The organism is Streptococcus sp. Marseille-P7376 (assembly GCF_902460385.1).
Classification (GTDB): Bacteria; Bacillota; Bacilli; order Lactobacillales; family Streptococcaceae; genus Streptococcus; species Streptococcus sinensis.
Map to the genome: position 1 here is coordinate 26,140 of NZ_CABPTS010000016.1, position 25,426 is coordinate 51,565.

The following is a 25,426-nucleotide window of genomic DNA, read 5'->3' on the forward strand; positions in this document are numbered from 1 at the left end:
AGAAGTCTAGATAAGAAATGTTGGAGTCATTGAACGATAACTAAAAAGCCACTTTATTTTACTAAAGTGGCTTTTGTGCTTGCTCTGACAAATCTAAGGGCATAAAGGCAGCCATGACACGGCCGATGACCTTGGGTTCTTCCTGATGTGGGATAAATTTATCGCTGTATTTTTTATTGAGAGAGATGAGTCGGATGCCGGCTGGGTCATTGAAGACTCTCTTCAGAATTGTCTGACCGTCGTAATCAATAGCATAGATGGCGCCTGCAAATTCAAAATGCGTTTTCTTGATAAGAGCAACGGAGCCCTTTGGATACTTTGGCTCTAGCGAATCCGTGCGGATCCAGAGAGCAATATCATAGTCAATTTTTCTGTCCAGCCAAACCAGATCGCCCTGCTCTTTCTTATGGACAAAAGTATAGTAATCCTCGTAGACCATGTAAGGGAAATAGTTTTCTTTTAATTTCATTTCCAATTCTTGGTCTTTTAATTTTTTTTCAGCTAGTGTGAGAATCTCTTTCTGATTTTCGATGTCTAGATTTTGGTAGAGCTGAGTCAACTCGGTAAATTCCTGTGGAATATCTGCCGTGAGTCGGTAGCGGGGGTCAATTTCCTCTACTGTAATAGCAAAAAAATCAGCAATTTTTTCTATATTTGCTGCGATTGGCAGTGAAGTTCCTTTGATATAACCTGTCAGAGTGCTTGCTGGAATGCCAGTTTCTCTGGATAATTCAATTTGTTTTTTTCCTTGCTCTTTGAGCAATTCTTTAATCTTTTTGGAAATAGTCAGCGTTGCTGCTTTATCCTGTGGACTTGCCGTTCCTCTTCCTCTTGCCATGAAATCAACTCCTTTTCTCTCTTATTTTAGCGAATTAAATCGAAAAAGTAAAGAGCCGAATGCCAACATTCAGCTCAAAAGGTGAAGATTTAAATTTCGTAGCCCAGCAAGAGTCCGCCTTCTTCTGCATAAAAACTGCAAAGTCCAGAAGTTGGTAGGAATGAAATGTCGGCAGCTGGGAATTTTTCCTTGATGACTTCTGTAAATTGCTGGCAAAATTTCTCGTTATTGCGATGAGCAATGATAATGCGGCCGCCCTTGTATCCAGCTTTCAGAACTTCATCGACAGCAGCAGTCAGAGCTTTTTTAGCCCCTCTAGCCTTTTGGAGAAGTTCCAGAGTACCAGTCTCGCTGGCTTCGCCAACCATCCGAATATTTAGAAGTCCAACAACTGCACCAATCAGCTTATTGAGACGGCCATTTTTGACCAGATTATCAACTTTAGCTAGAACAAAAAGGAGTTTTGTCTTTTCTTGGTAGTGAGTGATGGCTTCCACGATTTCATTAAAAGAAAGCCCTTCTTTGATGAGTTCGTTTAATTTTGTGATGATGAGATCAACTTCGCCTCCAGCAGAGAGGCTGTCAATCACATGGATATGAGCTGTTGGGTGCTCTTCTAAAAAGAGCTTTTTAGCCAACTGGGCGCTGTTGTGACTACCAGAAAGGGAGCCTGTAATCGTCACGACAAAGATATTTTCAGCCCCTTCAAAGCTTCTGAGGTAGTCATCAGGGCTTGGACAGGCTGATTTTGATGCAGTTGAAGTAGCATACATTTTTTCCATCATGAGATCAATATCAAGATTTGCATCGTCCACAAAAATCTCACTATCCACCTGAATAGTCAGCGGTACGCTTTTAAAGCTTGTATCGGTTGCTAAATCAGCAATCTCGCGGTAATCACAACCAGAATCGGCAATTATTTTCCAAGTCATTTTTTCTCCCCCTCATCAACCTTAGGCATTGACAAAGAACATGTCTTTTCTTACAATTATATCATGAAGATGGCTTGATATAAAGCCTTTACTCTCAGTTGATACAAGAAGAAAGAAATTGTCATGTCGGAAAAGAAAATATCAGAAAAATCACTTGCAAATTTAAAAAAACATAATCAAGAATCCAATCGCATTACAAAAGAATCTTTGGAAATTTCCTTGATGCAACTTTTAGAGAAAAAAGATTTGAAAAAGATTACCATCTCTGAGTTGGTGGAGCGAGCTGGGGTTTCGCGCGCAGCTTTTTATCGAAATTACACTTCTAAAGAAGAAATTTTAGAAGGAATCTTCAAAAATACGGTTCAGGGGATTGTTGATAAGCTGGAGCAGTTTAATTTCAAGACAGAAATGTACCAGATTTGGCTTTTTCTTTTTAAGGAAGCCAAGAAGGAAGCGCGTGTTATCAGTCTGGCTATTGATTATAATTTTGAAAAGTTGCTGACGCAGGCGGTCTTTGATTTCCTTGAAAAGCGCAGCAAAAGTGGGAAAAAGACAGCTAATTCCTATATGAATTCATTCTGGAGTTCTGCGGTTGTTTCAGTGCTTTCAAAATGGATCAAAGAAGGCATGAAGGTTCCAGCTGAAAAGATCGCTGCTTTGGGCATGCCGCTTTTTCCACAGAAAAAGAAGAAATAAGCTTGGGCTATGGCTATATAGTTTATAACTTTTACAAAGCAAAAAGAGCCGATCTCAGGCAAATTTTCCAAAAGGAAATGGTGAGATTAGCTCTTTTCATTATTTTGTAGCTTAGTGTGCTACACGTTTGCGAGCGGCTTTCTTACGGTTTTCTTCGATGAAAGCTGCTTTTTGTTCCTCAGGTTCGATGACTTTTTTCTTAAAGGCATAGACTGCACCAGCAAGAGCAGCAACAGTACCTGCTACACCTGTAAGAACGCCTTTTCCAAATCCTTTAGCCATGTGATTTCTCCTTTTCTGAACTTTTATTATTTATGTTATAATTAATAGTAACGAAAAATCAAAATTTTTTCAAGGAAAAACGATGAAAACCAAGATAATTGTAATAGTGGGGCCGACGGCAGTTGGGAAAACGGCTCTGAGTATCGAAGTAGCCAAGCGCTTCAATGGCCAAATCATCAGCGGTGATAGCCAGCAGGTCTATCGTGGCTTGGATATTGGCACGGCCAAGATTCGTCCTGAAGAGCAAGAGGGCATTCCCCATCATCTGCTGGATGTGCGGGAGGTTGGAGAAAGCTACTCGGCCTATGATTTTGTGACTGAGGCGTCTCAGGCTATTCGTGAGATTGCAGCTCAAGGACAGCTTCCCATCATTTGCGGCGGCACAGGGCTCTATATCCAGAGCTTGCTCGAGGGCTACCATCTGGGCGGCTCCGTCCCTCACGAGGAGATTCTGGCCTATCGGGCACAGCTGGATAGTTGGTCGGATGAAGCTTTGTTTGGGAAAATAGCAGAGCTAGGCATCGAGATTCCCCAGCTGAATCGACGCAGGGCTATGAGGGCGCTGGAGATTGCCCATCTGGGTGGTCCGCTAGAAAACAGCCAGCCAGACTATGAAGCCCTGCTGATTTGCCTAGATGATGAGCGGGAGCGACTTTATGAGCGGATTAATCAGCGAGTAGATCTGATGATGGAAACCGGACTTTTGGAAGAAGCCCGCTGGCTGTTTGAGCAAGCTCCGACCTGTCAAGCTAGCAAAGGTATCGGCTACAAGGAACTTTTCCCCTACTTTGAAGGTCAGATGAGCCTTGAAGAGGCCGTGGATAAGCTCAAGCAAAATACCCGCCGTTTCGCCAAGCGTCAGCTGACTTGGTTTCGCAACCGGATGTCCGTGACCTTCTATCAGGTGGGAAATCCAGACTATAAAAATCAGGTCATGAAGGACATCAGGAAGTTTTTGGACAAGTAACTGGCTGACCAAGTCTTAGTAAGGATATGAGATGATAGAAACAGAGAAAAAAACAGAGCGTGTCTTTTTGGTCGGTGTGGAGCTGGCAGACACGGAGAATTTTGACCTATCCATGGAGGAGCTACAAAGTTTAGCTAAGACGGCAGGGGCAGAGGTCGTCGGCTCCTATAGCCAGAAGCGGGAAAAGTACGACAGCAAGACCTTTGTCGGATCTGGTAAGTTAGAAGAAATCCGGCAGATGGTCGATGCCAAGGAAATCTCAACCGTTATTGTCAATAACCGCCTAACGCCCCGCCAAAATGTCAATCTAGAGGAAAGCTTGGGGGTCAAGGTCATTGACCGTATGCAGCTGATTTTGGATATTTTTGCCATGAGGGCTAGGAGTCATGAGGGGAAACTTCAGGTACATCTGGCCCAACTCAAGTACCTCCTGCCTCGCTTGGTTGGTCAGGGCATTATGCTCAGCCGTCAGGCAGGTGGCATTGGCTCCCGCGGTCCTGGTGAAAGCCAGCTGGAGCTCAATCGACGCAGTGTCCGCAATCAGATTCATGATATTGAGCGCCAGCTCAAGGCTGTGGAGAAAAATCGGGCGACCGTTCGTGAAAAACGGCTGGAATCCAGTATTTTCAAAATCGGCCTCATTGGCTATACCAATGCGGGTAAGTCCACGATCATGAACTGCTTGACCAGTAAGATCCAGTATGAAGCAGACGAACTCTTTGCGACGCTAGACGCTACGACCAAGAACATCAATCTCAGTGGTCAGCTCAATGTCACTCTGACAGACACAGTTGGCTTCATTCAGGATTTGCCTACAGAGCTAGTATCCAGCTTTAAATCCACACTGGAAGAGAGCAAAAATGTCGATTTGCTGGTTCATGTCATTGACGCCAGCGACCCTCATCATGAGGAACACGAAAAGACCGTCCTGGACATCATGAAAGAGCTGGATATGCTGGATATTCCCCGGCTAACCCTCTATAACAAAGCGGACAAAGCAGAGGATTTCACTCCGACTCTGACTCCTTATTCTTTGATTTCGGCTAAGGCGGACAATAGCAGAGCTCTTTTGCAGAAAGTCCTGCTGGAGCGGATGAAAGAGTTATTTTTGCCTTTTACCATCAAGGTAGTGCCGGCTAAAGCTTACAAGATTCATGATTTAGAGAAAGCCGCAATTATCGGAAATCGAGAATATACAGACGATATTGAAATCATTTCAGGCTGGATTGCCGAGAAAAACAAATGGAAACTGGAAGAATTTTATGACTGATTATATTGACTTGGCCCTGAAATACGGCGGTTTTACTAGCCTAGACAGGGTCTACTTAGAGCAAGTGTTGGCTGATTTGACAGAAGAGCAGAAGCTTAGCTTCATCACACCGCCGCCCAGCGTTATCAACGCTTACTTTGCTGAGCTTTATCAAAAGAAAAGTCCGGAAGCCGCGACAGCCTATTTTTTAGAGATTAGTCAGGCACTGGACTTGTGGAATGCGAATCCCAGTTTTTTAGAAAATAAGCCTTTTGTCCGCCTCAATCTTTCTGGCAAGTCCTATGGATTTTGCTATGAGAGCGAGGGAGTCGGCTTGGTCTTCCCTGAAAAGCCAGAGCCGGTAACAGCTGACTTGCTCTTTGAAATCGCTCAAGTCTTTCCACAGTACTTGGTCTACGAAGAAGATAGGAGAATAAAAATGGCACCTCTCAAAGCTGAGTCTCAAGTCGTTGATAGTCAGGCGCTGACTGCTTTGACCGATTGGCAGCAGCTAGCGGATGGCAGTCAGAGAGTTCTGGGCTACAATCAAGATGAAGTTAGTCAGCTGGCTCAGTCCTATGCTGGCAGAAAATACTATCACTCGCAGAATCGCTCTGCCATGATTTATATCATTTAGAAAGAAAAACATGCAATTACAATTTTTAGGAACCGGAGCCGGTCAGCCGTCCAAGGCTCGCAATGTGTCTAGCCTTGTCCTCAAGCTTTTGGAGGAAATCAATGAAGTCTGGATGTTTGACTGCGGTGAAGGCACCCAGCACCAGATCTTGGAGACGACGATTAAACCGCGTAAGATTAGCAAGATTTTTATCACCCACCTGCATGGAGACCACATTTTCGGTCTGCCGGGCTTTCTGTCCAGCCGCTCCTTTCAGGCCAATGAAGAGCAAACAGACCTAGAGATTTTCGGTCCCAAGGGGATTAAGAACTTTGTCCTGTCTAGCCTGCGCGTGTCTGGTTCTCGTCTGCCTTATCGGATTGATTTTCATGAGTTTGATGAAAACAGTCTGGGTAAGATTTTAGAAACGGACAAGTTCACTGTGTATGCGGATAAGCTGGATCACACGATTTTCTGTGTGGGCTATCGGGTGATGCAGAAAGATTTGGAAGGGACGCTGGATGCGGACAAGCTAAGAGTAGCGGGTGTTCCCTTTGGCCCCCTCTTTGGCAAGGTCAAGAACGGTCAGGATATCGTCCTAGAAGATGGGACCAAAATCATCGCAGCTGACTATATCTCAGCCCCTCGTCCGGGCAAGACCATTGCTATTCTGGGTGATACTCGGAAGACTGCTGCCAGTGTCCGCTTGGCTGTGGCAGCAGATGTACTGATCCATGAAGCGACCTATGGCAAGGGAGATGAAAAACTTGCACGTAATCACGGTCATTCTACCAATATGCAAGCCGCAGAAGTAGCCAAGGAAGCAGGTGCCAAGCGTCTCCTGCTCAATCATATCAGTGCTCGCTTTCTAGCTAAGGACATTAGCCAAATGCGCCGCGATGCCAGCGCTGTCTTTGAAAAGGTCCATGTGGTTAAGGACTTGGAAGAGGTAGAGATATGAGAACCATCATCATCACAGGGGCTAGCGGTGGATTGGCTCAGGAAATGGTCAAGCTCTTGCCCCATGACCGACTGATTTTGGTCGGACGGAGCAAGGCTAAGCTGGAAAAACTATATGGAGAAAGGGAAAATCTTGACCTAGTGGAGCTGGATATCACAGATTGCTCAGCTTTGGAAAGATTTGCTGAGCGGATTGACAGTCAGTACGGTCACGTAGATGTCCTAGTCAATAACGCTGGCTATGGGATTTTTGAAGAATTTGACAAAATTAGCTCAAACGATATCGAGGCCATGTTTGAAGTCAATACCTTTGCCCTGATGAACCTGTCTCGTATCTTTGGGGCTCGTATGAAGCAGGCAGGTCAAGGACATATCGTCAATATCGTTAGTATGGCCGGCCTCATTGCCAGTAGCAAGTCCAGTCTTTACTCAGCGACCAAGTTTGCAGCTATTGGTTTTTCCAATGCCCTGCGTTTGGAACTCCTGCCTTTTGGGGTCTATGTCACGACAGTTAATCCCGGTCCTATCAAAACAGCCTTTTTCGATCAGGCAGATCCTGACGGTTCATACGTAAAAGCAGTGGACAAGTATATCCTTGAGCCTGACTTTGTAGCAGGCAAAATTGTCAGCTCCTTTGGCAAAAAGAAGCGGGAAGTAAATCTGCCTGGCATTCTCAATCTTGCCCATAAGCTTTATACGCTTTTTCCAAGAATTGCCGACAAGATGGCAGCTAATATGTTTAACTACAAGTGAGGTTTTATGACAGCTAATCTACAAGCTTACAAAGAGCACCTACAAGCGCCTTGGGGCAAGCTTCAGTATGATATTGTTTTTGCCTTTCTAGAGTCGCTGAAGGGCCAGAAAATTCTTGATTTCGGCAGTGGTTTTGGGATTGTGGCTGATTTTCTAGCGGAAAAGAACCAAGTGACAGCAATTGAGCCCAGTTCAGAAATGATTGCCGAGCGCAAGCAGGACTTTTCCTATGAGCAATTGCAAGGTAGCCTAGAAGTTCTACAAACATTGCCAGACCAGTCTTTTGATGTCATCATCTGCCATAATGTCTTAGAGTATGTATCTGACCCTGCTCTCTATTTGACAGAATTTTCCCGCCTCTTAAAAAAGGACGGCAAAATTTCTCTAGTCAAGCATCACGAGGTTGGACGCATTATGCATACAGTGGTTTTTGAAAATGACCCAGAAAAGGCCCAGCAGCTTTTAGCGGGTCAGAAATATCAAACCCATAGCATGGGAGCTGCTAAGGTCTATCAGGTTCAGGAAGTGATTTCAGGTCTGCCATTAGAAGTTGAGGATTATCAGGGAGTACGAATTTTTTACGGGATGCAATCCAATGACTACAAAACGGCCCCTGACTGGGCTGAAAAGATGCTTGAGATGGAGCTGGCTGTCTGCAATCAATCTCCTTATCGAGACATCGCTGCCTTTCACCATGTTTGGTTAAACAAGTACTAAATCTATCCGCTAGGTAACCTTCGTAGGGAGAATATTTATGGCAGAAAGAAATGTCAGAGAGCCTGAGCAACCGGTCAACTACGCCCTGCTCAGTTTGTTTCAGTACCTGGCTTCAGTTTTAGTAATCTTGGTGCATTGCCATCGGCTTTTTGAGAATGAAATTCTCCATTTCACTCAGAAAAGTATGTTTGGTCGCATGGCAGTGCCCTTTTTTCTGATTTCATCAGCTTTTATACTTAAATCCAGCTTGGCTAAGAAGCAGGAAATGAAGGTCTATATTAAGCGTGTTTTGAAGCAGTATCTTTTGTGGAGCGGGATTTATGTCCCTTATGCCTTGGCGTATTTTTGGACCTTGCCACTTCCTAAACATTATGCTCCATTAGCCTTATTGGCTGGGCTTTTGTATATCGGTTTATGCTATCAGCTTTGGTATATTCCTGCCTTTCTCTTGGGACTTTTACTTGTTCACTATTTTTATAGAAAATGGGGTGCTCGAAAGACAGGAGCTTTTCTACTCCTGCTTTATGTAATCGGCTCGATTGAGACATACTACGCTTATTTTTCAAATAGCTGGCTTACCCTGTCTTTTGATGCCTATGCTAAAATTTTCTTTACCACCCGAAACGGTATTTTTTATACTCCCATTTTTGTTTACTTGGGTTATCTCCTTTATGATTATCGGCATTTCAGCCTTTTCAGGGACAATTATGGGAAAAAGTTATTCTTGTCCAGTTTTCTTTTGCTACTAGATGGCTGGATTGTCTTTATTCACCAAGGAATTGATAAGAACTTCTTTTTGGCTTTGCCTATTTTTTCATTGTTTCTGGTGAATTGGGTTTTACGGACCAAGGTAGGTCAAAAGTGGCGTCTTTATCACCTTAAAGAATTGAGTGTTTTATACTTCTTTTTGCATCCGATTTTTATAGAATCCTCTTTTTATCTGCTCCAAAAGACCGATTTTGCCAAATGGCAGCAGGGAAGGATTGTCTTTTTGCTAACCTTGCTCTTAACTCATCTAAGTGCAGAAGTCATTTTATTGGCTCGGAAGCGATTGTTCTTAAAGACAAGGAGATAAGATAGCTAAAGAAAGCTACTTGGTCGGATATACTGATTAGAGCAGCCCAAGCTAGTAAGAGAAAATCCAGCAAAATTGCCCTTGCTCAAATTGTAATCCAGTGAGGAAGTAAAACATAGAGTGATGGAACAGAAGAAATATTCCGTGCCTTTTTCTTCTGTTCTGTTGCTTTTTCATGTTATAATATTCAGACAAGATTGAACGGAGAAAGTATTTCACTCATCATGATTAGCTCAAAATACGACTGGCAGTTTGCCACTAATTTTACAGACGAAAAATTTTTAAAAAAGGCTAAGAAAGCTGGATTGGAACCTGCAGCTGCCAGTCTTCTTTACCAAAGAGGTGTGCAGACTGAGGAGACTTTACAGGAATTTTTGGAGCCTAGTTTAGACCAGCTTCACAACCCTTATGACCTGCATGACATGGAGCGGGCAGTGGAGCGCATTCGCTCAGCGATTGAGAATTACGAGCAGATTTTGATCTATGGTGATTATGATGCTGATGGGATGACCTCGGCATCGATTGTCAAGGAAGCCTTGGAGCAGCTGGGGGCTGAGTGTCAGGTCTATCTGCCCAATCGCTTTACGGATGGCTATGGTCCTAATAGCAGTGTTTACAAGTATTTTATTGAAAATCATGGCATCTCGCTCATTATTACAGTGGATAATGGAGTAGCGGGCCTTGAAGCTATCGAGCTGGCCCAGTCTCTCGGCGTGGATGTCATCGTGACGGATCACCATTCCATGCCTGAGGAGCTGCCAAATGCTTATGCAATCGTCCATCCGGAACATAGCGGAGCGGATTATCCTTTCAAGCATTTGGCTGGTTGTGGGGTGGCTTTTAAGCTGGCAACAGCCTTACTGGAAGAAGTCCAAGTCGAACTTTTGGACTTAGTTGCCATTGGCACCGTTGCCGATATGGTCAGTTTGACAGGGGAAAATCGGATTCTAGTCAAATATGGTCTTTCCGTTCTAAAAAACACCCAGAGAGTAGGACTTCAGGAACTCTTCAAAATCGCAGGCATTCAGCCAGATGAACTGGATGAAGAAACGGTTGGTTTCCAGCTTGCCCCCCGACTCAATGCACTGGGACGGCTGGATGATCCCAATCCAGCTATTGAGCTTTTGACTGGCTTTGACGACGAAGAAGCTCGCGACATTGCTCTCATGATCAACCAGAAAAATGATGAGCGCAAGGAAATCGTCCAGAAGATTTATGAAGAAGCACAAAACATGTTGGACCCTAAGAGACCAGTGCAGGTGTTGGCTAAGGAAGGCTGGAATCCCGGTGTGCTAGGGATTGTCGCTGGGCGCTTGCTGGAAGAGCTGCACCAGCCAGTCATAGTGCTTAATATTGAGGATGGCATCGCTAAGGGCAGCGCCCGCAGTATTGAAGAGGTCAATATTTTTGAGGCCTTGGACAGTCATCGTGACCTCTTTGTAGCCTTTGGTGGCCACGCTGGAGCAGCTGGAATGACTCTTGAAGCAGATAAGCTGGTGGAGCTTGCTGACATCCTAACAGCTTACATCTTAGACAATGATTTGGATTTGACTGGCAAAACAGCCCTGTACTTAGACGAGGAACTGCATCTGCCAGAACTGACCCTGGATACGCTCAAAAGCTTCGAAAAACTGGCTCCTTTTGGCATGGACAATAAGAAGCCGCTTTTTTACCTCAAGGACTTTAAAGTGGACAATGCTCGGACTATGGGGGCTGGCAATAGCCATCTCAAGCTGAAAATTTCCCAGCAAGATGCTGCTTTTGAAGTAGTAGCTTTTGGGCAAGGAAGCCTGGCGACAGAGTTTGCCCAAACCAAGAATCTGGAGCTAGCTGTCAGCCTCTCTGTCAATAAATGGAATGGACAGACCAGTCTCCAGCTCATGCTGGTAGATGCCCGTGTGGACGGTGTTCAGCTTTTCAATATCCGCAGCAAAAATGCGACGCTGCCTGACAAGGTTCCAGTCTTGCGTTTCACAGAGGAATTGCCGGATTTGACAAATAGCAGAGCAGTTGTGGTTTATGACCTGCCCGATGATTTGCAGGTCTTGAAGAAGATTCTTCAGTCTCAGGATTTCGAAGCGATTTACTTTAAGAATGAGATTGCCAAGCCATACTATCTGACTGGTTATGGCAACCGTGAGCAGTTTGCCAAACTCTACAAGACAATCTACCAGTTTCCTGAATTTGACGTTCGCTATAAACTTAAAGAGTTGGCAGCTTATCTGAAAATTGACCCTATTCTCTTGGTCAAAATGATTCAGATTTTTGAAGAGTTAGGCTTTGTCATCATCGCAGAAGGTATCATGAAGGTCAATAAGGAAGCAGAAAAGAAAGAAATTGACAGCAGTCACATTTACCAAGACCTCAAGAGCCTAGTCAAAGAACAAGAACTCATGGCTTTGGGCACCGTGCAGGAGATTTATGACTATCTCATGGGTAAATAAGCGACAAACCTCCTTATTTTACAAATATTTTATACGTTAAAATATTTGATAGTCTGCTCAAGCCTTTTTGAATAAAACATGGTATAATAGAGAGTAAAAAATTTTTTGAAAGAAAGAACATTATGAATTTAAAAGATTATATTGCAACCATTGAAAACTACCCAACGGAAGGCATTCTCTTCCGTGATATTAGCCCTTTGATGGCTGATGGGAATGCCTATAGCTACGCTGTACGTGAAATTGTACAGTATGCGACTGACAAGCAAATCGACATGATCGTTGGTCCAGAAGCGCGTGGCTTTATCGTAGGCTGCCCAGTTGCCTTTGAATTAGGAGTTGGTTTTGCTCCTGTTCGTAAGCCTGGTAAACTTCCTCGCGAAGTCGTTTCAGCTGACTATGCCAAAGAATATGGTGTAGATACTCTGACCATGCATGCGGATGCAATCAAACCTGGTCAACGCGTTCTGATTGTAGATGACCTACTTGCGACTGGTGGGACAGTTAAGGCAACTATTGAGATGATTGAACGTCTTGGCGGTATCGTTGCTGGCTGTGCCTTCCTCATTGAGTTGGATGAGCTGAAGGGCCGCGAAGCAATCGGCAATTATGACTACAAGGTATTGATTCATTACTAAAGATATAGCTTATTACTATATCTAGTTAGAGAAAAAGTATAATTGAAAACTATATCTCCTTTGAGTATAATGAGTATATTAAACAAAAGGAGATATTTTCATGCCTATCAAGATTGATAAGAAGCTTCCAGCAGTTGAAATTTTAAGCTCTGAGAATATCTTTGTCATGGATGACGATCGAGCGGACCACCAAGATATCCGCCCTCTGAATATTCTGGTACTCAATCTCATGCCCCAGAAAATGGTGACGGAAACTCAGATTTTGCGTCATTTGGCCAATACGCCTTTGCAATTGACTATTGAGTTTCTTTATATGACTTCTCATACATCAAAGACCACTCAGGCAGAGCACATGCAGACCTTTTACAAAACCTTTGATGAAGTCAAAAATCGTTTCTTTGATGGTTTGATTATCACGGGAGCGCCAGTAGAGCATCTGCCTTTTGAGGCGGTGGACTATTGGGAGGAATTCCAGCAGGTGATCGAATGGTCTAAGACTCATGTCTTTTCGACTCTACATATCTGTTGGGGAGCTCAAGCTGCGCTTTATGCCCGATATGGTATTGACAAACATCAGATGGAACGAAAACTATCAGGGGTCTATACCCAGTCGGCACCAAGTAACAATCTTCTTTTCCGCGGTTTTGACGATGAGTTTTATGTTCCCCATTCTCGGCATACAGAGGTTTTAAAAGAAGATATTCTGAATCTAACAAATCTGGAAATTCTTTCTTATGGAGAAGATGCGGGTCTGTCCGTACTTGCTAGCCGCGATCTGCGAGAAGTCTACAGCTTTGGTCACATGGAATACGACCGTGATACTCTGGCTAAGGAATATTTCCGTGATCTTAAAGCGGAGAAAAATCCGCATATTCCGGAAAATTATTTCAAGAATGACGATGTCAATTCGACTCCTTGTTTGCGCTGGAGCCTAGCGGCAGCTCTCTTTTTCAACAACTGGGTCAATTATGCTGTCTATCAGGAAACTCCTTTTGACTGGGAGAGTCCCGAAAATGATGTATCGTTTTTTGCTTATTTATAAGAGGTGACATGACGTATTTATCAGCTTTTAAATCCGGTAATTTAATTATTCCGAGTGCCCTTCTGTTCCATTTCAAGGAGATTTTTGACTCCAGTGATGATTTTTTGGTTTGGCAGTTTTTCTATCTGCAAAATACAACTTCGCTCGAAGAAGTTGCACCGAGACAGATTGCGGAAAATATTGGCAAGACATTGACAGAAGTTAATCGCTCCATGTCTCATTTAACTGAAAAAGGACTCTTGCAGTATAAGACTATCGAGTTGAATGGTGAAACGGAAGTAATTTTTGATGCTTCACCAGCCTTAGAAAAGCTGGATGAGATTCTGGCAGCTAAGACAGGAGATCAGCAGCCTGTTAAGACTGCGCAGAATATTTTGAAAGACTTAGTAGATACTTTTCAGCAGGAATTGGGCCGTTTACTTACACCTTTTGAAATTGAAGATTTGACCAAAACAATTCAGGACGATCAGACAAATCCTGACTTAGTTAAAGCGGCGCTTCGTGAGGCTGTTTTTAATGGGAAGGCTAACTGGAAATATATCCAAGCTATTTTGCGTAACTGGCGTCGGGAGGGCATTACTAGTCTGGCTCAGGTTGAAGCCAAGCGGGCAGAGCGTGAGGCAACCAGCCCTCAAAATATCACCGTTTCAGACGACTTTCTAAGTGCTATGAATCTTTGGAAAGACTGAGATTCACTTTTTATTGTATAATAGAACTAAAATCTGAATGTTTCATTCAGATTTTTCTTATCTATCAGAGAGAAATATAGAAACTAAGAGTATATTTTATAACGGCAAAACCAATCTAACAGCGACAAAATGTGGGTTTCTCCTCTAAAAATGTCATTCATAGCTAAATTGTAAAATATTGATGTAGGAAAAATCAAACTGTTATGGTATAATGAGAAAAGATAGATTATAAATGAATATTTGAAAGAACCTATTTTAAAAGATGAAAAAAATTGTGATTAATGGTGGTCGCCCCTTAAAAGGAGAGGTGACCATTAATGGTGCCAAGAACAGTGTCGTAGCATTGATTCCGGCAGTGATTTTGGCGGATGATACGGTGATTCTTGATGGAGTACCCAATATTTCTGACGTTGATAGCTTGATTGATATCATGGAAGCAATGGGGGCAAGTATTAAGCGGGTAGAGGATAGTTTAGAAATTGATCCACGCGGCATTAAAAATATGCCGATGCCCTTTGGTAAAATCAATAGTTTGCGAGCATCCTATTACTTTTATGGCAGTTTGCTAGGACGTTATGGTGAAGCAACAGTTGGTCTGCCTGGTGGCTGTGATCTTGGTCCCCGCCCGATTGATCTGCACCTTAAGGCTTTTGAAGCCATGGGAGCAAAGATGACCATGGATGGAAATTATATGAATCTGTCAACGGGTGGCAAACAGCTAGTCGGGGCAAGTATTTATATGGATACGGTCAGTGTGGGTGCCACCATCAATACAATTCTGGCTGCAGTTAAGGCCAAAGGTCGGACTATTATCGAAAATGCAGCACGTGAACCAGAGATTATTGATGTGGCTACCTTGCTCAACAATATGGGAGCTCATATTCGTGGGGCAGGGACAGACATTATTATCATTGAAGGTGTGGAAAGACTTCACGGAACCCGCCATCAAGTCATTCCTGATCGGATTGAGGCGGGAACTTATATCGCTTTAGCAGCTGCTATTGGAGAAGGAATCCAGATTAACAACGTCCTCTATGAGCATTTGGAAAGCTTCATTGCTAAATTAGAAGAAATGGGCGTTCGGATGACGATTTCTGAGGACAGTGTTTTTGTTGAGAAACAGACTGATTTAAGAGCAATCAGTATTAAAACCTCTCCTTATCCAGGCTTTGCAACTGATTTACAACAGCCGATTACTCCACTATTGCTGACGGCGCGTGGTCATGGAAAAATCATTGATACGATTTATGAAAAACGAGTAAATCATGTCGCTGAGTTGGCAAAAATGTCAGGTAGAATTTCTACAGCCAGCAATCAGATCGTTTATGAAGGCCCAAATCAGCTACATGGGGCATCTGTAAAGGCAACAGATCTCCGTGCAGGTGCAGCGCTTGTTATTGCTGGTCTGATGGCTGAAGGCCAGACCGAAATTACCAATGTGGAATTTATCTTGCGAGGTTATTCCAATATTATTAAAAAATTAAGGAGCTTGGGTGCAGATATCCAGCTCATCGAAGAATAAGCGATAATCGCTTATTTTTTATAGAGGAAGCATATGAATTTGTGGACAAATTTAGCAGCTTTTTCATTTATTGAAATGGAGCATTTGTTTTTGCGTCCGATTATTTTTGAAGATGCAAAAGCTCTTTATAAAATAGCTTCAAATCCAGAAAACACCGAGTTTATTTTTCCGACTGAAAGCAGTCTGCAGGAAAGTGAATATCTTATCGCCAATTATTTTATGAAAAATCCTTTGGGAATATGGGCTATTTGTGATAAGGAAACAAACGAAATGATCGGATCTATTAAATTTGAAAGAATGGATGAGATAAAAAAAGAAGCTGAATTAGGCTATTTTTTGAGGAAGGACTATTGGGGACAAGGGTTGATGACCGAAATTGTCCGTGAGCTAGTTTTCCTTTCCTTTACAAAATTTGGTTTTAAGCGCCTGAGCATTGTCACGCATGCAGAAAATATAGCGAGTCAGAAAGTTGCGCAGAAAGCTGGTTTTAAGCTCTCTCGTCAGTTTAAGGGAAGCGATCGCTACACAAGAAGAATGCGAGATTATATTGAATATCGCTATGAGAGAGGAGACTTCAATGAGTAAGCACCAGGAAATTTTAGCCTATCTTGAAAATCTTCCAATCGGAAAAAGAGTCAGTGTTCGCAGTATTTCAAATTACTTAGGAGTCAGCGACGGGACGGCTTATCGGGCGATTAAAGAGGCAGAAAATCAAGGAATTGTTGAGACCAGACCTAGGAGTGGAACCGTTCGGGTTAAGTCAAAAAAGGTTGTTTTAGAGCATCTGACTTATAAGGAGATTGTAGATATTACTGGCTCGGAAGTGCTGGCCGGAGAAAATGGTTTGGAGAAAGAATTTAATAAATTCTCCATTGGTGCTATGACGGAACAGAACATTCTGCGTTATCTGACAGAAGGAGGCCTCTTGATTGTCGGAGACCGAACCCAGATTCAGATGCTGGCGCTTGAAAATGAGAATGCGGTGCTGGTGACGGGTGGTTTTGAAGTCGATCCAGAAGTTTTAAAATTGGCCAATCGTAAAGAGATTCCAGTTTTTAGAACCAAGCACGATACTTATACAGTGGCGACCATGATTAACAGAGCCTTATCCAATATCCAGATCAAAACAGATATTCTGACAGTGGAACAGGTTTATCGGGCCAGTCATGAATATGGTTTTCTGCACGATACGGATACGGTGAGGGATTACTTGGATTTGGTTCGTCGCAACCGAACCAGTCGCTTTCCAGTTATTAATCAGCACCAAATGGTCGTGGGTGTCGTAACTATGCGGGATGCCGGTGACAAATCGCCTTTGACAACTCTAGACAAGGTGATGACTCGAAGAGTCTTTATGACGGGGCTTTCTGCCAATATTGCTAATATCAGCCAGCGTATGATTGCGGAAGATTTTGAAATGATTCCGGTTGTGCGTAGCAATCAGACCTTGTTGGGCGTGATTACCCGGCGTGATATTATGGAAAAGATGAGTCGGGCACAGATTTCTAGCTTACCAACTTTCAGTGAGCAGGTTGGGCAGAAAATCAGCCGTCAGGATGATGTTTTTTCCTTTACCGTTGAGCCTTTTATGTTGGATCAAAATGGGGTTCTGGCTAATGGAGTTTTGACGGAGATTATCACTCGAATTACGCAACAGATGATGTCAAATAGAGGCCGCAGTCTAATCATCGATCAGATGATGATGTATTTCTTTCAGGCGGTGCAGATTGATGATCTTCTGCATGTTCAGCCACAAATTATTCGTCAGACTCGGCGAACGGCTATCATTGATTTTGATATGCTTCTGGGTACTAATCTGGTTTCTAAGGCTACCATTACTGTAAAGATTAACTAAAGCATTTAGACTTGTATTCGAAAAAAGATTTAAAATAGAACTTACAGACAGGAGATAGAATGATAACGTTAAAATCACAACGTGAAATTGACTTGATGGACAAGAGCGGAGACTTTCTGGCTTCTATCCATATTGGTTTGCGAAATTTAATTAAGCCAGGCCTTGATATGTGGGAAATTGAAGAATATGTTCGCAGACGTTGTAAAGAGGATAATGCTTTGCCCCTGCAGATTGGGGTGGAAGGAAGCGTCATGGATTATCCTTATGCGACTTGCTGCTCGCTTAATGACGAAGTTGCCCATGCCTTTCCTCGTCATCAGAGATTGGTAGAAGGTGATGTGATCAAGGTTGACATGGTTGTTGGTTTGGTGGATAAAGCTGAATTGGATGTCTCTAAGTTAGATTTTAACAATGTCGCTGAAATGAAAAAACACACAGTGGAATTTCGGGGCGGTGTAGCTGATTCTTGCTGGGCTTACGCAGTTGGTCAAGTCAGTCCAGAGGCGCAAAAGCTGATGGATGTGACCAAAGAATGCCTTTATCGGGGGATTGAGGCTGCCAAGGTTGGCAATCGAATCGGTGACATTGGGGCAGCGATTCAAGAATATGCTGAAAGTCATGGCTATGGTGTCGTGCGAGATCTAGTTGGCCACGGGGTTGGTCCAACTATGCACGAAGAGCCAATGGTTCCTCATTACGGCCGAGCTGGTCGCGGCCTGCGTCTGCGGGAAGGGATGGTCTTAACTATCGAGCCGATGATTTCAACTGGAACTTGGGAAATTGATACGGATTATGAAACAGGTTGGGCTCATAAAACCCTTGATGGCGGACTTTCTTGCCAATATGAGCATCAGTTTGTGATTACTAAAGACGGTCCTCGCATCTTGACTAGTCAGGGTGAAGAAGGAACTTATTAAAAACAGCAAGGGTTGAGAAAGCATTTCTCAATCCTTCTTTTTTGAAGGAGGATAGGAGTGAAGAAATGGATTGAAAGGGTTCGGAAGAATCAGTTTTTAGGAGCTTTTTTTGGATTTTATCAATCAGCTGAGACGGATATTACGAGTATTGCAGTGGCTTATTATTCACTGATCTCGGTCTTTCCACTGCTTTTGATTCTCGTCAATATCCTGCCCTACTTTCAGATTCCAGTAGCCGATTTTTTGGAAGTGATTGAAGATGTGCTTCCAGAAACTTTTTATGAGGTAGTAGCAAAAATTGTCAGAGATGTTTTGACTCAGCCTTCTTCTGGTTTGCTGAGTTTCTCCATTCTTTCAGCCTTATGGACTTTTTCGCAGTCTATGAACTTTTTGCAAAAGGCCTTTAATAAGGCTTACGGAGTTGCTAAAAGTCGAGGAGTCATTTCCCATCGTCTGCTCAGTCTAGTAGTCAGCTTGGGAATCCAGCTGCTCTTTGCTTTTGCCCTTTTTTTGACTATGTTCGGGCATATGTCGATGATCTTTATCCGCAATTTTTGGGAAATTGATGAAAGAACCTATCTGTATCTGCAAAATCTGACTCAGCCATTGATTTACTTCTTGCTGCTGGTTACTGTGGCCTTACTTTATTATTTTCTGCCCAATGTGAAAATTAACAAAATCCGCTATGTTCTGCCGGGCAGCGCTTTTGTTGTATTCGCTATCATGGCCTTGCTAAATCTGTTTTCGGCTTACATGGACAAGTATGTCAATCATCTGGTTGACGTTCGCTTTTTCAGTTCCATTATCGTAGTAGTGATTATGGTGTGGTTTATCATCATTGCTAAACTATTGATTATCGGAGCTATTCTCAATGCAAGCTATCAAAGCTGTCGGGAATCTGAATTTGAGGTCGGTAAAGTGCGAAATTTTTCCTTTGTAAAAAAGGAAGACTAGCTTTCCTCTTAGCATTTGGCTGCTTAGTTGAAAGGGTCTGCAATTGACAGGTTTTAAAGGGACTTCTGGACATTTCTTCCACTTACCATTTGAAAAACCTGCTTTTTCATGTTAAAATAAAAAGAAGTAATTTATAAAAGAGGTAATAAAGTGGCTTTTGGAGACAATGGACAACGTAAAAAAACTGGATTTGAAAAATTGACAATGCTGGTCGTGGTAATCATGTTACTTGTAACAGTCGGTGCAATTTTTGCATCAGCTATCAGCGCAATCTTCTAATCCTAAACGCTGCAAGGCGTTTTTTTAGAGTAAAAAAGAAGCGAGAATTTATATGAGTATGTTTTTAGATACAGCCAAGATTCAGGTCAAGGCTGGCAAGGGCGGCGATGGCATGGTGGCCTTTCGTCGAGAAAAATATGTACCCAATGGCGGACCTTGGGGCGGCGATGGCGGTCGTGGTGGTAACGTGATTTTTGTTGTAGACGAAGGTTTGCGTACCTTGATGGACTTTCGTTACAATCGTCATTTTAAGGCTCAATCTGGCGAAAAAGGGATGACTAAGGGAATGCATGGTCGAGGAGCGGAGGATTTGATTGTCCGTGTACCTCAGGGGACGACCGTGCGTGATGCTGAGACCGGTAAGGTGATTACAGATTTGATAGAGCACGGGCAACGATTTATCGTGGCGCATGGCGGTCGTGGCGGTCGTGGCAATATTCGCTTTGCTACACCCAAAAATCCTGCTCCGGAAATTTCTGAAAATGGGGAGCCAGGTCAGGAAAGAGAATTGCTGCTGGAGCTAAAAGTGCTGGCCGATGTTGGTCTGGTTGGATTTCCTTCGGTTGGCAAGTCAACCCTTCTGAGTGTGATTACATCAGCCAAGCCCAAAATCGGAGCCTATCACTTTACCACGATTGTTCCTAATCTGGGCATGGTTCGGACTCAGTCTGGCGAGTCTTTTGCTGTAGCCGATCTGCCAGGATTGATCGAAGGAGCCAGTCAGGGAGTAGGCCTAGGCACCCAGTTTCTTCGTCATATTGAGCGGACACGGGTTATCCTGCATGTCATTGATATGTCAGCTAGTGAGGGACGCGACCCTTATGAGGATTATCTTGCGATCAATAAAGAGCTGGAGTCCTATAATTTGCGCTTGATGGAGCGGCCACAGATTATTGTAGCTAACAAGATGGATATGCCTGACAGTGCAGAAAATTTGAAAGAATTTAAGAAAAAATTGGCTGCTAACTATGATGAATTTGAAGAGTTACCGCAGATTTTCCCTATTTCTAGTCTGACCAAGCAGGGGCTTGCCACGCTCTTGGATGCGACAGCTGAGCTGCTGGATAAGACACCTGAGTTTCTGCTTTATGAAGAATCTGATATGGAAGACGAGGCTTATTATGGCTTTGACGAAGAAGCGCCAGCCTTCGAAATCTCCCGTGATGATGATGCTACATGGGTGCTTTCAGGTGATAAACTAGAAAAACTCTTTACAATGACCAACTTTGACCGAGATGAGTCCATCATGAAATTCTCTCGTCAGTTGCGCGGTATGGGCGTTGACGAAGCACTTCGTGCGCGTGGTGCCAAGGACGGAGATTTGGTGCGCATCGGTAAGTTTGAGTTTGAATTTGTTGACTAAGGAGATATGTAATGGGTGATAAACCAATATCTTTCCGAGATGAAAATGGCAACTTTGTCTCAGCAGCAGATGTTTGGAATGCCAAAAAGCTGGAAGAACTCTTCAACCGGCTAAATCCAAATCGCAAACTTCGCCTTGAGCGAGAAAAGCTAGAGAAGAAGGAAGAGTAAGGAAAGCGAACCTAAAACAAGTTTTTTCAGTAAACCTCAAACAATTTCTCGGACTAGTGAAGTGGAAATCTAAGAAGGTAGTTTAAGGTGTCAGTACAAGCGACAAAACAAGGAGAGGACTATGATTCATTATAAGACAAATTCTCAACTACCTTTTACGGCTATTTTAGACCTTTATGTTTCAGTTGGTTGGAGCAACTATACCAATCATCCTCAGCATTTGGAGCAGGCATTCCATCAGTCTTTGTTTGTGATGGCGGCCTATGACGATGAGGAGCTGGTAGGTTTGATTCGAGCGGTCGGAGACGGCGTCTCTATTGTGTTTATTCAGGATTTGCTGGTGCATCCAAGCTACCAACGTCAGGGGATTGGCCGGAGTCTTCTTCAGCAAACACTAGAAAAATTTGAAGATGTTTACCAAATTCAGCTGGCAACGGAGCAGTCAGACAAAAATCTAGCTTTTTATCAAGGGAACGGCTTTCATCGGCAGGAAGATTTCGACTGTACTGGCATGATTTATGCACCTGATAAAAAGTAAAATATTACAAAAGGGGCTTGTCCATAAGCTCCTTTTGTAATATTTTACAAGTGGAAAAAGCATTAAGCATAAGGATTGATAAAAATATTTCTCTGTCTCTTTAATTCTCTTGACATTAGAATTGTCAGAATTTATAATAAAAAGAAACTGGTGGTTCATAAAACTCCCTGTTTATTGATGAAAGAAGGATTTGATATGAAGAAAAAATCTGTCTTTGCTTGGATTTGGGAATTTGTTTCCCATCACAAACTCTATTTTATTCTCAGTTTGACTTTTGCCTTTGCTTCTGTGCTAGCTGGTTTTCTACCCTACTTTTTGGTGGGAAATATGATTAATCAGCTCTTGGCTGGCAACCGGGATTGGAATTTCTATCTGGTCCAGTCTGTTTGGGTCGGTCTTTTCTGGATAGCTTATTGGGGGTTTCATGGTATTTCTACCCTGCTTTCCCATACAGCAACCTTTAAGATTCTGGCGGAGATGCGCTACCGTCTGACCGAGAAATTGCGACTCTTGCCTCTAGGAACGGTCTTAGATCAGTCTTCTGGCAGCTACAAGAACATTATTGTGGAACGGGTGGATGCGACCGAGACCACCTTGGCCCATCTGATTCCTGAGTTCACATCTGGTCTTTTTGGCCCTTTGTTGATCTTGGTAGCCATGTTTGTCATTGACTGGCGGCTGGCTCTGTTTTCGCTTTTAAGTCTACCTATCGCTGTTCTAGCATATATTCGGATGGCGGCTAACAGCGAAGCTGATTATCAGAATACCATTGTTAAGACCAAGAAACTCAACGATACGGCTGTTGAATATATCAATGGGATTGAGGTCATCAAGATTTTTGGCAAGGAGAAATTCTCCTACGATAAATTTGTCAAAGCTGCTAAAGAAGGAGCGGACTGTTTTATCGAATGGATGCGCAAATTCAATGTGGAAATGGCTATTGTGACAGCTTTTCTACCTTCTGGCTTACTCTTTCTGCTACCGGCTGGAACTTATTTTTATCTGCGAGGAAGCGTCAGTGCAGGCAATTTCATCCTTATGATTATCTTGTCACTCAGCCTGCTGACACCTTTGATTTTGGTGGCTAGCTATATGGACGAATTGCGCAAGGTAGGATCTATCTTTGGAGAAGTCATTGCTATTTTGGAAAAGGAAAATTTGGAAAGACCGATTGGTCTGGCAGAAAAACCTCAGGGGTGTGATTTGGTTATGAAAGATGTTTCTTTTGGCTACTCTGCAGAAGAAGAGGTCTTGCATGGGATTTCCTTTGTTATCAAAGAAGGCAGTATCAATGCATTGGTCGGTCCTTCGGGGTCAGGTAAGTCCACCATTGCCAAACTCTTGGCTTCCTTCTGGGATGTTTCCTCTGGTCAGATTACTTACGGTGGAGTCGACATCCGCCAGTTACCGCTGGATTATTACAGTCAGCAGATTGCCTATGTTACTCAGGATAATTACCTTTTTGATGAAAGTATTATGGATAATATCCGCATGGGAAATCCTGCAGCCTCGGATGAAGAAGTTATGGAAATTACTCGAAAGTGTGGCTGTTATGACTTTATCCTGCAGCTGGAAGAAGGTTTTCAGACTCGCGTTGGTGTTGGCGGCAGTCATTTGTCCGGTGGTGAGCGTCAGCGGATTGCTATTGCTCGTGCCATGCTTAAGGATGCACCGATCATTATCTTAGATGAGGCGACAGCCTATACTGATCCGGAAAATGAAGCTCGTATCCAGTCCAGCCTGGCTAAGCTGATTGAGGGTCGAACGCTGATTGTTATTGCCCATCGTCTGTCAACCATTAAGACGGCAGAACAAATTCTAGTCCTTAATGCCGGTCGACTTGAGGCTCAAGGGCGTCATAAGGAACTGTTAGAGACCTGTCCGATTTATGCTTCCATGTGGCAGGCTCATATAGCGGTTAAGGATGGAGACCAGCTGGAAGGAGGGGTAGCTCATGCTTAGTATACTGAAAAAATTCTTTGAATTTTGCCAGCCAGAAGATTGCAGAAAATTTTATCTATCCATCTATCTGGGGGTAATCAAATCCTTCATTATCGCCCTGCGTATTCCAGCCATTGGTCTAGTAATCATGGGGTTGATTGAGAAAAATCTGTCCATGCAAACTTTTTGGCTGTCCTTGATTATTATGGCTGTTTCTGTTCTGCTTAATGTCTGGATTACTCTGAAAATTACCATGTTGCAGACAGAAGCTGGCTATCATACCTGTGCTCAGAAACGGATTGAGATTGCCCAGCACATGCGCTATCTGCCCATGGGATATTTCAATCAAACTAGTTTAGGAAAAATCACCAGTGTCACAACCAATACACTGGAAGCCTTATCCGACGTGGCGACGCGGGTGGTCATGATGACAGTCCAGGGCTTTCTCTCGTGTGCTTTGATTACGATTCTAGTCTTTCTTTATGACTGGCGGATCGGTTTGGTTCTGCTGGTGGGGCTGATTCTTTTTCTCTTGCCCAATAGCCTCATGCGCTGGCAGGCGGGTAAGGTATCGGATATCAAGCATAGGGCAGATATGAACCTAGTCGAAGTGGTTCTCGAGTACAGCCAAGGTATTGCTGAAGTCAAGAACTACAATCTAGCTAGCCGATCTAGCAAGAAACTATCGCGGACGATTGATGCAAAGAGCCGACTAGATACCAAGCTGGCCCTAGTCACTTCGCCTTATATTGCCCTTCAAGGTATGATTACCAAGCTGACTGGACTCTTTATGGGGCTCTTCTCAATCTACTTTTATCTGAATGGTAGCATGGAGTTGCTAGTGGCTATCATGATGATTATCAGTGGTTTTATGGTCTATGAAAATCTGGATGGTGTAGGCAGTTTTTCAGCGCTCTTACGCATTGTTGATCTGTCGGTTGATATGGTCAATCAAGTCTTGGCTATCCAGCCGATGGACATCAGCGGTCAGGATATTGAGCCTAAGAGCAGGCGGATTGAGCTGAGAGATGTTAGCTTCTCTTATGGAAATAAGAAAATCATTGACCGGGTTTCCCTCACCATTCCCGAAAAAACAACAACTGCTCTGGTCGGACCTTCTGGATCAGGCAAAACAACGCTTTGCAACCTCATTGCCCGCTTCTGGGATGTGGACCAAGGAAGTATCAGTCTGGACGGTCATGATGTCAAGGAGTACAGCTATGACAGCCTGATTCGTAATTTCAGCTTTGTCTTCCAAAGCGTCTATCTCTTTGAGGATACCATTGCTAATAACATTCGTTTTGGCAAGCCGGAGGTCAGTCAGGAAGAAGTGATAGAGGCTGCCAAGAAAGCGGCCTGTCATGACTTTATCCTCTCACTGCCTGATGGCTATGACACCAAGATTGGTGAAGGAGGTGCCAGTCTTTCTGGAGGTGAGCGTCAGCGCATTTCCATCGCTCGGGCTATTATCAAGGATGCGCCTATTATCATTCTGGATGAAGCGACAGCCAATGTTGACCCAGAAAATGAAGAAGCCCTCATGCAGGCTATTCAGGCTTTGACTCGCGATAAGACTATTATCATGATTGCCCACCGACTCAAGACGGTTGAGCATGCAGACCAGATTCTGGTGTTGGATCAAGGCCGTATTGTCGAGCAAGGAAAACATCAAGACTTACTAGCCAAACAAGGTATTTACAGTAAGTTTATCCAAGAAAGAAAAACAGCTGCTAGCTGGCGGATTGAGATAGCTGATTAACAGTTGATACAGCGAGCCCCTTTGGCTTGTGTACGTTTGTCAATGATGTGAGACCAAACGAAAGTTATCTAAAAACTTGATATGGTATTCTCTACAAGGAGCTAGCTCCTTGTAGAGTTTTTCTTATTTCGATAGGTGACATCCAGTTTAAAGTTTGCATGGGCAATCGATTGGATTTGTAGAGATAGCGCTCCATCTGTTTGATGAGATCGTCATAGGAATAGAATTGGAGA

The 25,426-nt window shown here is 43.4% G+C and carries 26 protein-coding genes and 1 pseudogene; 23 read left to right on the forward strand and 4 right to left on the reverse strand.

Annotation, left to right across the window (positions count from 1 at the left end):
* Window positions 1–61 precede the first annotated feature (61 nt).
* A complete protein-coding gene (locus tag FZ952_RS08265) occupies window positions 62–838 on the reverse strand; it encodes a helix-turn-helix transcriptional regulator (protein ID WP_148881315.1) in 777 nt (258 codons plus the stop codon).
* Window positions 839–927: 89 nt separating this feature from the next.
* Window positions 928–1,770 (reverse strand): DegV family protein, encoded by an 843-nt coding sequence (locus tag FZ952_RS08270; RefSeq protein WP_148881316.1) that lies wholly within the window; start codon window positions 1,768–1,770, stop codon window positions 928–930.
* Between the two features lie 123 nt (window positions 1,771–1,893).
* Between FZ952_RS08270 and FZ952_RS08275 the strand changes: the two genes are divergently transcribed.
* Window positions 1,894–2,466 (forward strand): TetR/AcrR family transcriptional regulator, encoded by a 573-nt coding sequence (locus FZ952_RS08275; protein ID WP_062198656.1) that lies wholly within the window; start codon window positions 1,894–1,896, stop codon window positions 2,464–2,466.
* Between the two features lie 111 nt (window positions 2,467–2,577).
* Here FZ952_RS08275 and FZ952_RS08280 read toward each other — a convergent pair whose 3' ends face one another.
* Window positions 2,578–2,748, reverse strand: coding sequence for a DUF3042 family protein (locus tag FZ952_RS08280; protein ID WP_005590510.1), 171 nt, complete (start codon window positions 2,746–2,748; stop codon window positions 2,578–2,580).
* A gap of 82 nt (window positions 2,749–2,830) precedes the next feature.
* Between FZ952_RS08280 and miaA the strand changes: the two genes are divergently transcribed.
* The 22 genes from miaA (at window position 2,831) to FZ952_RS08390 (ending at window position 25,193) form a co-directional block, all read left to right on the forward strand.
* On the forward strand, window positions 2,831–3,715 hold the full coding sequence (miaA, locus tag FZ952_RS08285; RefSeq protein ID WP_148881317.1) for a tRNA (adenosine(37)-N6)-dimethylallyltransferase MiaA: 885 nt from the start codon (window positions 2,831–2,833) through the stop codon (window positions 3,713–3,715).
* Window positions 3,716–3,746: 31 nt separating this feature from the next.
* Window positions 3,747–4,985, forward strand: coding sequence for a GTPase HflX (gene hflX, locus FZ952_RS08290; RefSeq protein WP_148881318.1), 1,239 nt, complete (start codon window positions 3,747–3,749; stop codon window positions 4,983–4,985).
* Complete coding sequence (locus tag FZ952_RS08295; RefSeq protein WP_187423899.1) at window positions 4,978–5,601, forward strand: cystathionine beta-lyase; 624 nt, start codon at window positions 4,978–4,980, stop codon at window positions 5,599–5,601. Before hflX ends, FZ952_RS08295 begins: the two co-directional genes overlap by 8 nt.
* A 10-nt stretch (window positions 5,602–5,611) precedes the next feature.
* Window positions 5,612–6,541: a ribonuclease Z gene (gene rnz, locus FZ952_RS08300; RefSeq protein WP_148881320.1), complete on the forward strand. Its 930-nt coding sequence runs from the start codon at window positions 5,612–5,614 to the stop codon at window positions 6,539–6,541.
* Complete coding sequence (locus tag FZ952_RS08305; protein ID WP_148881321.1) at window positions 6,538–7,293, forward strand: SDR family NAD(P)-dependent oxidoreductase; 756 nt, start codon at window positions 6,538–6,540, stop codon at window positions 7,291–7,293. Before rnz ends, FZ952_RS08305 begins: the two co-directional genes overlap by 4 nt.
* A 6-nt stretch (window positions 7,294–7,299) precedes the next feature.
* Complete coding sequence (locus FZ952_RS08310) at window positions 7,300–8,010, forward strand: class I SAM-dependent methyltransferase (protein ID WP_148881322.1); 711 nt, start codon at window positions 7,300–7,302, stop codon at window positions 8,008–8,010.
* Between the two features lie 37 nt (window positions 8,011–8,047).
* Window positions 8,048–9,085 (forward strand): acyltransferase family protein, encoded by a 1,038-nt coding sequence (locus tag FZ952_RS08315; protein ID WP_148881323.1) that lies wholly within the window; start codon window positions 8,048–8,050, stop codon window positions 9,083–9,085.
* A gap of 224 nt (window positions 9,086–9,309) precedes the next feature.
* Window positions 9,310–11,529, forward strand: a complete 2,220-nt coding sequence (recJ, locus tag FZ952_RS08320; protein ID WP_148881324.1) for a single-stranded-DNA-specific exonuclease RecJ — start codon at window positions 9,310–9,312, stop codon at window positions 11,527–11,529.
* Between the two features lie 122 nt (window positions 11,530–11,651).
* Entirely contained in the window at window positions 11,652–12,164 is a 513-nt protein-coding gene (locus FZ952_RS08325) for an adenine phosphoribosyltransferase (RefSeq protein WP_148881325.1), read from the forward strand.
* A gap of 100 nt (window positions 12,165–12,264) precedes the next feature.
* Entirely contained in the window at window positions 12,265–13,206 is a 942-nt protein-coding gene (gene metA / locus FZ952_RS08330; protein ID WP_148881326.1) for a homoserine O-succinyltransferase, read from the forward strand.
* Between the two features lie 8 nt (window positions 13,207–13,214).
* On the forward strand, window positions 13,215–13,895 hold the full coding sequence (locus tag FZ952_RS08335) for a DnaD domain-containing protein (RefSeq protein WP_148881327.1): 681 nt from the start codon (window positions 13,215–13,217) through the stop codon (window positions 13,893–13,895).
* Window positions 13,896–14,157: 262 nt separating this feature from the next.
* Entirely contained in the window at window positions 14,158–15,417 is a 1,260-nt protein-coding gene (locus FZ952_RS08340; protein ID WP_148881328.1) for a UDP-N-acetylglucosamine 1-carboxyvinyltransferase, read from the forward strand.
* Window positions 15,418–15,450: 33 nt separating this feature from the next.
* A complete protein-coding gene (locus FZ952_RS08345; protein WP_148881329.1) occupies window positions 15,451–16,002 on the forward strand; it encodes a GNAT family N-acetyltransferase in 552 nt (183 codons plus the stop codon).
* Window positions 15,995–17,272: a CBS-HotDog domain-containing transcription factor SpxR gene (spxR, locus tag FZ952_RS08350; RefSeq protein WP_187423900.1), complete on the forward strand. Its 1,278-nt coding sequence runs from the start codon at window positions 15,995–15,997 to the stop codon at window positions 17,270–17,272. The genes FZ952_RS08345 and spxR overlap by 8 nt, the downstream gene beginning before the upstream one ends.
* Before the next feature lie 59 nt (window positions 17,273–17,331).
* On the forward strand, window positions 17,332–18,189 hold the full coding sequence (locus FZ952_RS08355) for a methionyl aminopeptidase (protein ID WP_148881331.1): 858 nt from the start codon (window positions 17,332–17,334) through the stop codon (window positions 18,187–18,189).
* Between the two features lie 57 nt (window positions 18,190–18,246).
* A complete protein-coding gene (locus FZ952_RS08360) occupies window positions 18,247–19,143 on the forward strand; it encodes a YihY/virulence factor BrkB family protein (RefSeq protein WP_148881332.1) in 897 nt (298 codons plus the stop codon).
* Window positions 19,144–19,293: 150 nt separating this feature from the next.
* Entirely contained in the window at window positions 19,294–19,422 is a 129-nt protein-coding gene (locus FZ952_RS08365) for a DUF4044 domain-containing protein (protein ID WP_148881333.1), read from the forward strand.
* Between the two features lie 52 nt (window positions 19,423–19,474).
* Window positions 19,475–20,785 (forward strand): GTPase ObgE, encoded by a 1,311-nt coding sequence (obgE, locus tag FZ952_RS08370; RefSeq protein WP_062198628.1) that lies wholly within the window; start codon window positions 19,475–19,477, stop codon window positions 20,783–20,785.
* Window positions 20,786–20,796: 11 nt separating this feature from the next.
* Entirely contained in the window at window positions 20,797–20,955 is a 159-nt protein-coding gene (locus tag FZ952_RS08375) for a hypothetical protein (RefSeq protein ID WP_148881334.1), read from the forward strand.
* A 121-nt stretch (window positions 20,956–21,076) separates the two neighbouring features.
* Window positions 21,077–21,493 (forward strand): GNAT family N-acetyltransferase, encoded by a 417-nt coding sequence (locus FZ952_RS08380; protein WP_062198626.1) that lies wholly within the window; start codon window positions 21,077–21,079, stop codon window positions 21,491–21,493.
* Window positions 21,494–21,688: 195 nt separating this feature from the next.
* Entirely contained in the window at window positions 21,689–23,455 is a 1,767-nt protein-coding gene (locus FZ952_RS08385) for an ABC transporter ATP-binding protein (RefSeq protein ID WP_148881336.1), read from the forward strand.
* Window positions 23,448–25,193, forward strand: a complete 1,746-nt coding sequence (locus FZ952_RS08390) for an ABC transporter ATP-binding protein (protein ID WP_148881335.1) — start codon at window positions 23,448–23,450, stop codon at window positions 25,191–25,193. Before FZ952_RS08385 ends, FZ952_RS08390 begins: the two co-directional genes overlap by 8 nt.
* A gap of 91 nt (window positions 25,194–25,284) precedes the next feature.
* On the opposite strand, the pseudogene FZ952_RS08395 reads toward FZ952_RS08390, so the two are convergent.
* A pseudogene (locus tag FZ952_RS08395) lies at window positions 25,285–25,426 on the reverse strand (IS481 family transposase); the annotation flags it as partial.

What these genes read in the sequence shown, in the direction of transcription:
- spxR (WP_187423900.1), top strand. Translation starts at nt 15,995, where the DNA reads ATGAGTAAGCACCAGGAAATTTTAGCCTATCTTGAAAATCTTCCAATC.
- FZ952_RS08310 (WP_148881322.1), top strand. Translation starts at nt 7,300, where the DNA reads ATGACAGCTAATCTACAAGCTTACAAAGAGCACCTACAAGCGCCTTGG.
- FZ952_RS08345 (WP_148881329.1), top strand. Translation starts at nt 15,451, where the DNA reads ATGAATTTGTGGACAAATTTAGCAGCTTTTTCATTTATTGAAATGGAG.
- FZ952_RS08270 (WP_148881316.1), bottom strand. Translation starts at nt 1,770, where the DNA reads ATGACTTGGAAAATAATTGCCGATTCTGGTTGTGATTACCGCGAGATT.
- miaA (WP_148881317.1), top strand. Translation starts at nt 2,831, where the DNA reads ATGAAAACCAAGATAATTGTAATAGTGGGGCCGACGGCAGTTGGGAAA.
- FZ952_RS08295 (WP_187423899.1), top strand. Translation starts at nt 4,978, where the DNA reads ATGACTGATTATATTGACTTGGCCCTGAAATACGGCGGTTTTACTAGC.
- FZ952_RS08335 (WP_148881327.1), top strand. Translation starts at nt 13,215, where the DNA reads ATGACGTATTTATCAGCTTTTAAATCCGGTAATTTAATTATTCCGAGT.
- FZ952_RS08275 (WP_062198656.1), top strand. Translation starts at nt 1,894, where the DNA reads ATGTCGGAAAAGAAAATATCAGAAAAATCACTTGCAAATTTAAAAAAA.
- FZ952_RS08315 (WP_148881323.1), top strand. Translation starts at nt 8,048, where the DNA reads ATGGCAGAAAGAAATGTCAGAGAGCCTGAGCAACCGGTCAACTACGCC.
- FZ952_RS08280 (WP_005590510.1), bottom strand. Translation starts at nt 2,748, where the DNA reads ATGGCTAAAGGATTTGGAAAAGGCGTTCTTACAGGTGTAGCAGGTACT.
- metA (WP_148881326.1), top strand. Translation starts at nt 12,265, where the DNA reads ATGCCTATCAAGATTGATAAGAAGCTTCCAGCAGTTGAAATTTTAAGC.
- FZ952_RS08380 (WP_062198626.1), top strand. Translation starts at nt 21,077, where the DNA reads ATGATTCATTATAAGACAAATTCTCAACTACCTTTTACGGCTATTTTA.
- obgE (WP_062198628.1), top strand. Translation starts at nt 19,475, where the DNA reads ATGAGTATGTTTTTAGATACAGCCAAGATTCAGGTCAAGGCTGGCAAG.
- FZ952_RS08390 (WP_148881335.1), top strand. Translation starts at nt 23,448, where the DNA reads ATGCTTAGTATACTGAAAAAATTCTTTGAATTTTGCCAGCCAGAAGAT.
- FZ952_RS08325 (WP_148881325.1), top strand. Translation starts at nt 11,652, where the DNA reads ATGAATTTAAAAGATTATATTGCAACCATTGAAAACTACCCAACGGAA.
- FZ952_RS08385 (WP_148881336.1), top strand. Translation starts at nt 21,689, where the DNA reads ATGAAGAAAAAATCTGTCTTTGCTTGGATTTGGGAATTTGTTTCCCAT.
- FZ952_RS08355 (WP_148881331.1), top strand. Translation starts at nt 17,332, where the DNA reads ATGATAACGTTAAAATCACAACGTGAAATTGACTTGATGGACAAGAGC.
- rnz (WP_148881320.1), top strand. Translation starts at nt 5,612, where the DNA reads ATGCAATTACAATTTTTAGGAACCGGAGCCGGTCAGCCGTCCAAGGCT.
- FZ952_RS08375 (WP_148881334.1), top strand. Translation starts at nt 20,797, where the DNA reads ATGGGTGATAAACCAATATCTTTCCGAGATGAAAATGGCAACTTTGTC.
- FZ952_RS08340 (WP_148881328.1), top strand. Translation starts at nt 14,158, where the DNA reads ATGAAAAAAATTGTGATTAATGGTGGTCGCCCCTTAAAAGGAGAGGTG.
- hflX (WP_148881318.1), top strand. Translation starts at nt 3,747, where the DNA reads ATGATAGAAACAGAGAAAAAAACAGAGCGTGTCTTTTTGGTCGGTGTG.
- FZ952_RS08265 (WP_148881315.1), bottom strand. Translation starts at nt 838, where the DNA reads ATGGCAAGAGGAAGAGGAACGGCAAGTCCACAGGATAAAGCAGCAACG.
- recJ (WP_148881324.1), top strand. Translation starts at nt 9,310, where the DNA reads ATGATTAGCTCAAAATACGACTGGCAGTTTGCCACTAATTTTACAGAC.
- FZ952_RS08305 (WP_148881321.1), top strand. Translation starts at nt 6,538, where the DNA reads ATGAGAACCATCATCATCACAGGGGCTAGCGGTGGATTGGCTCAGGAA.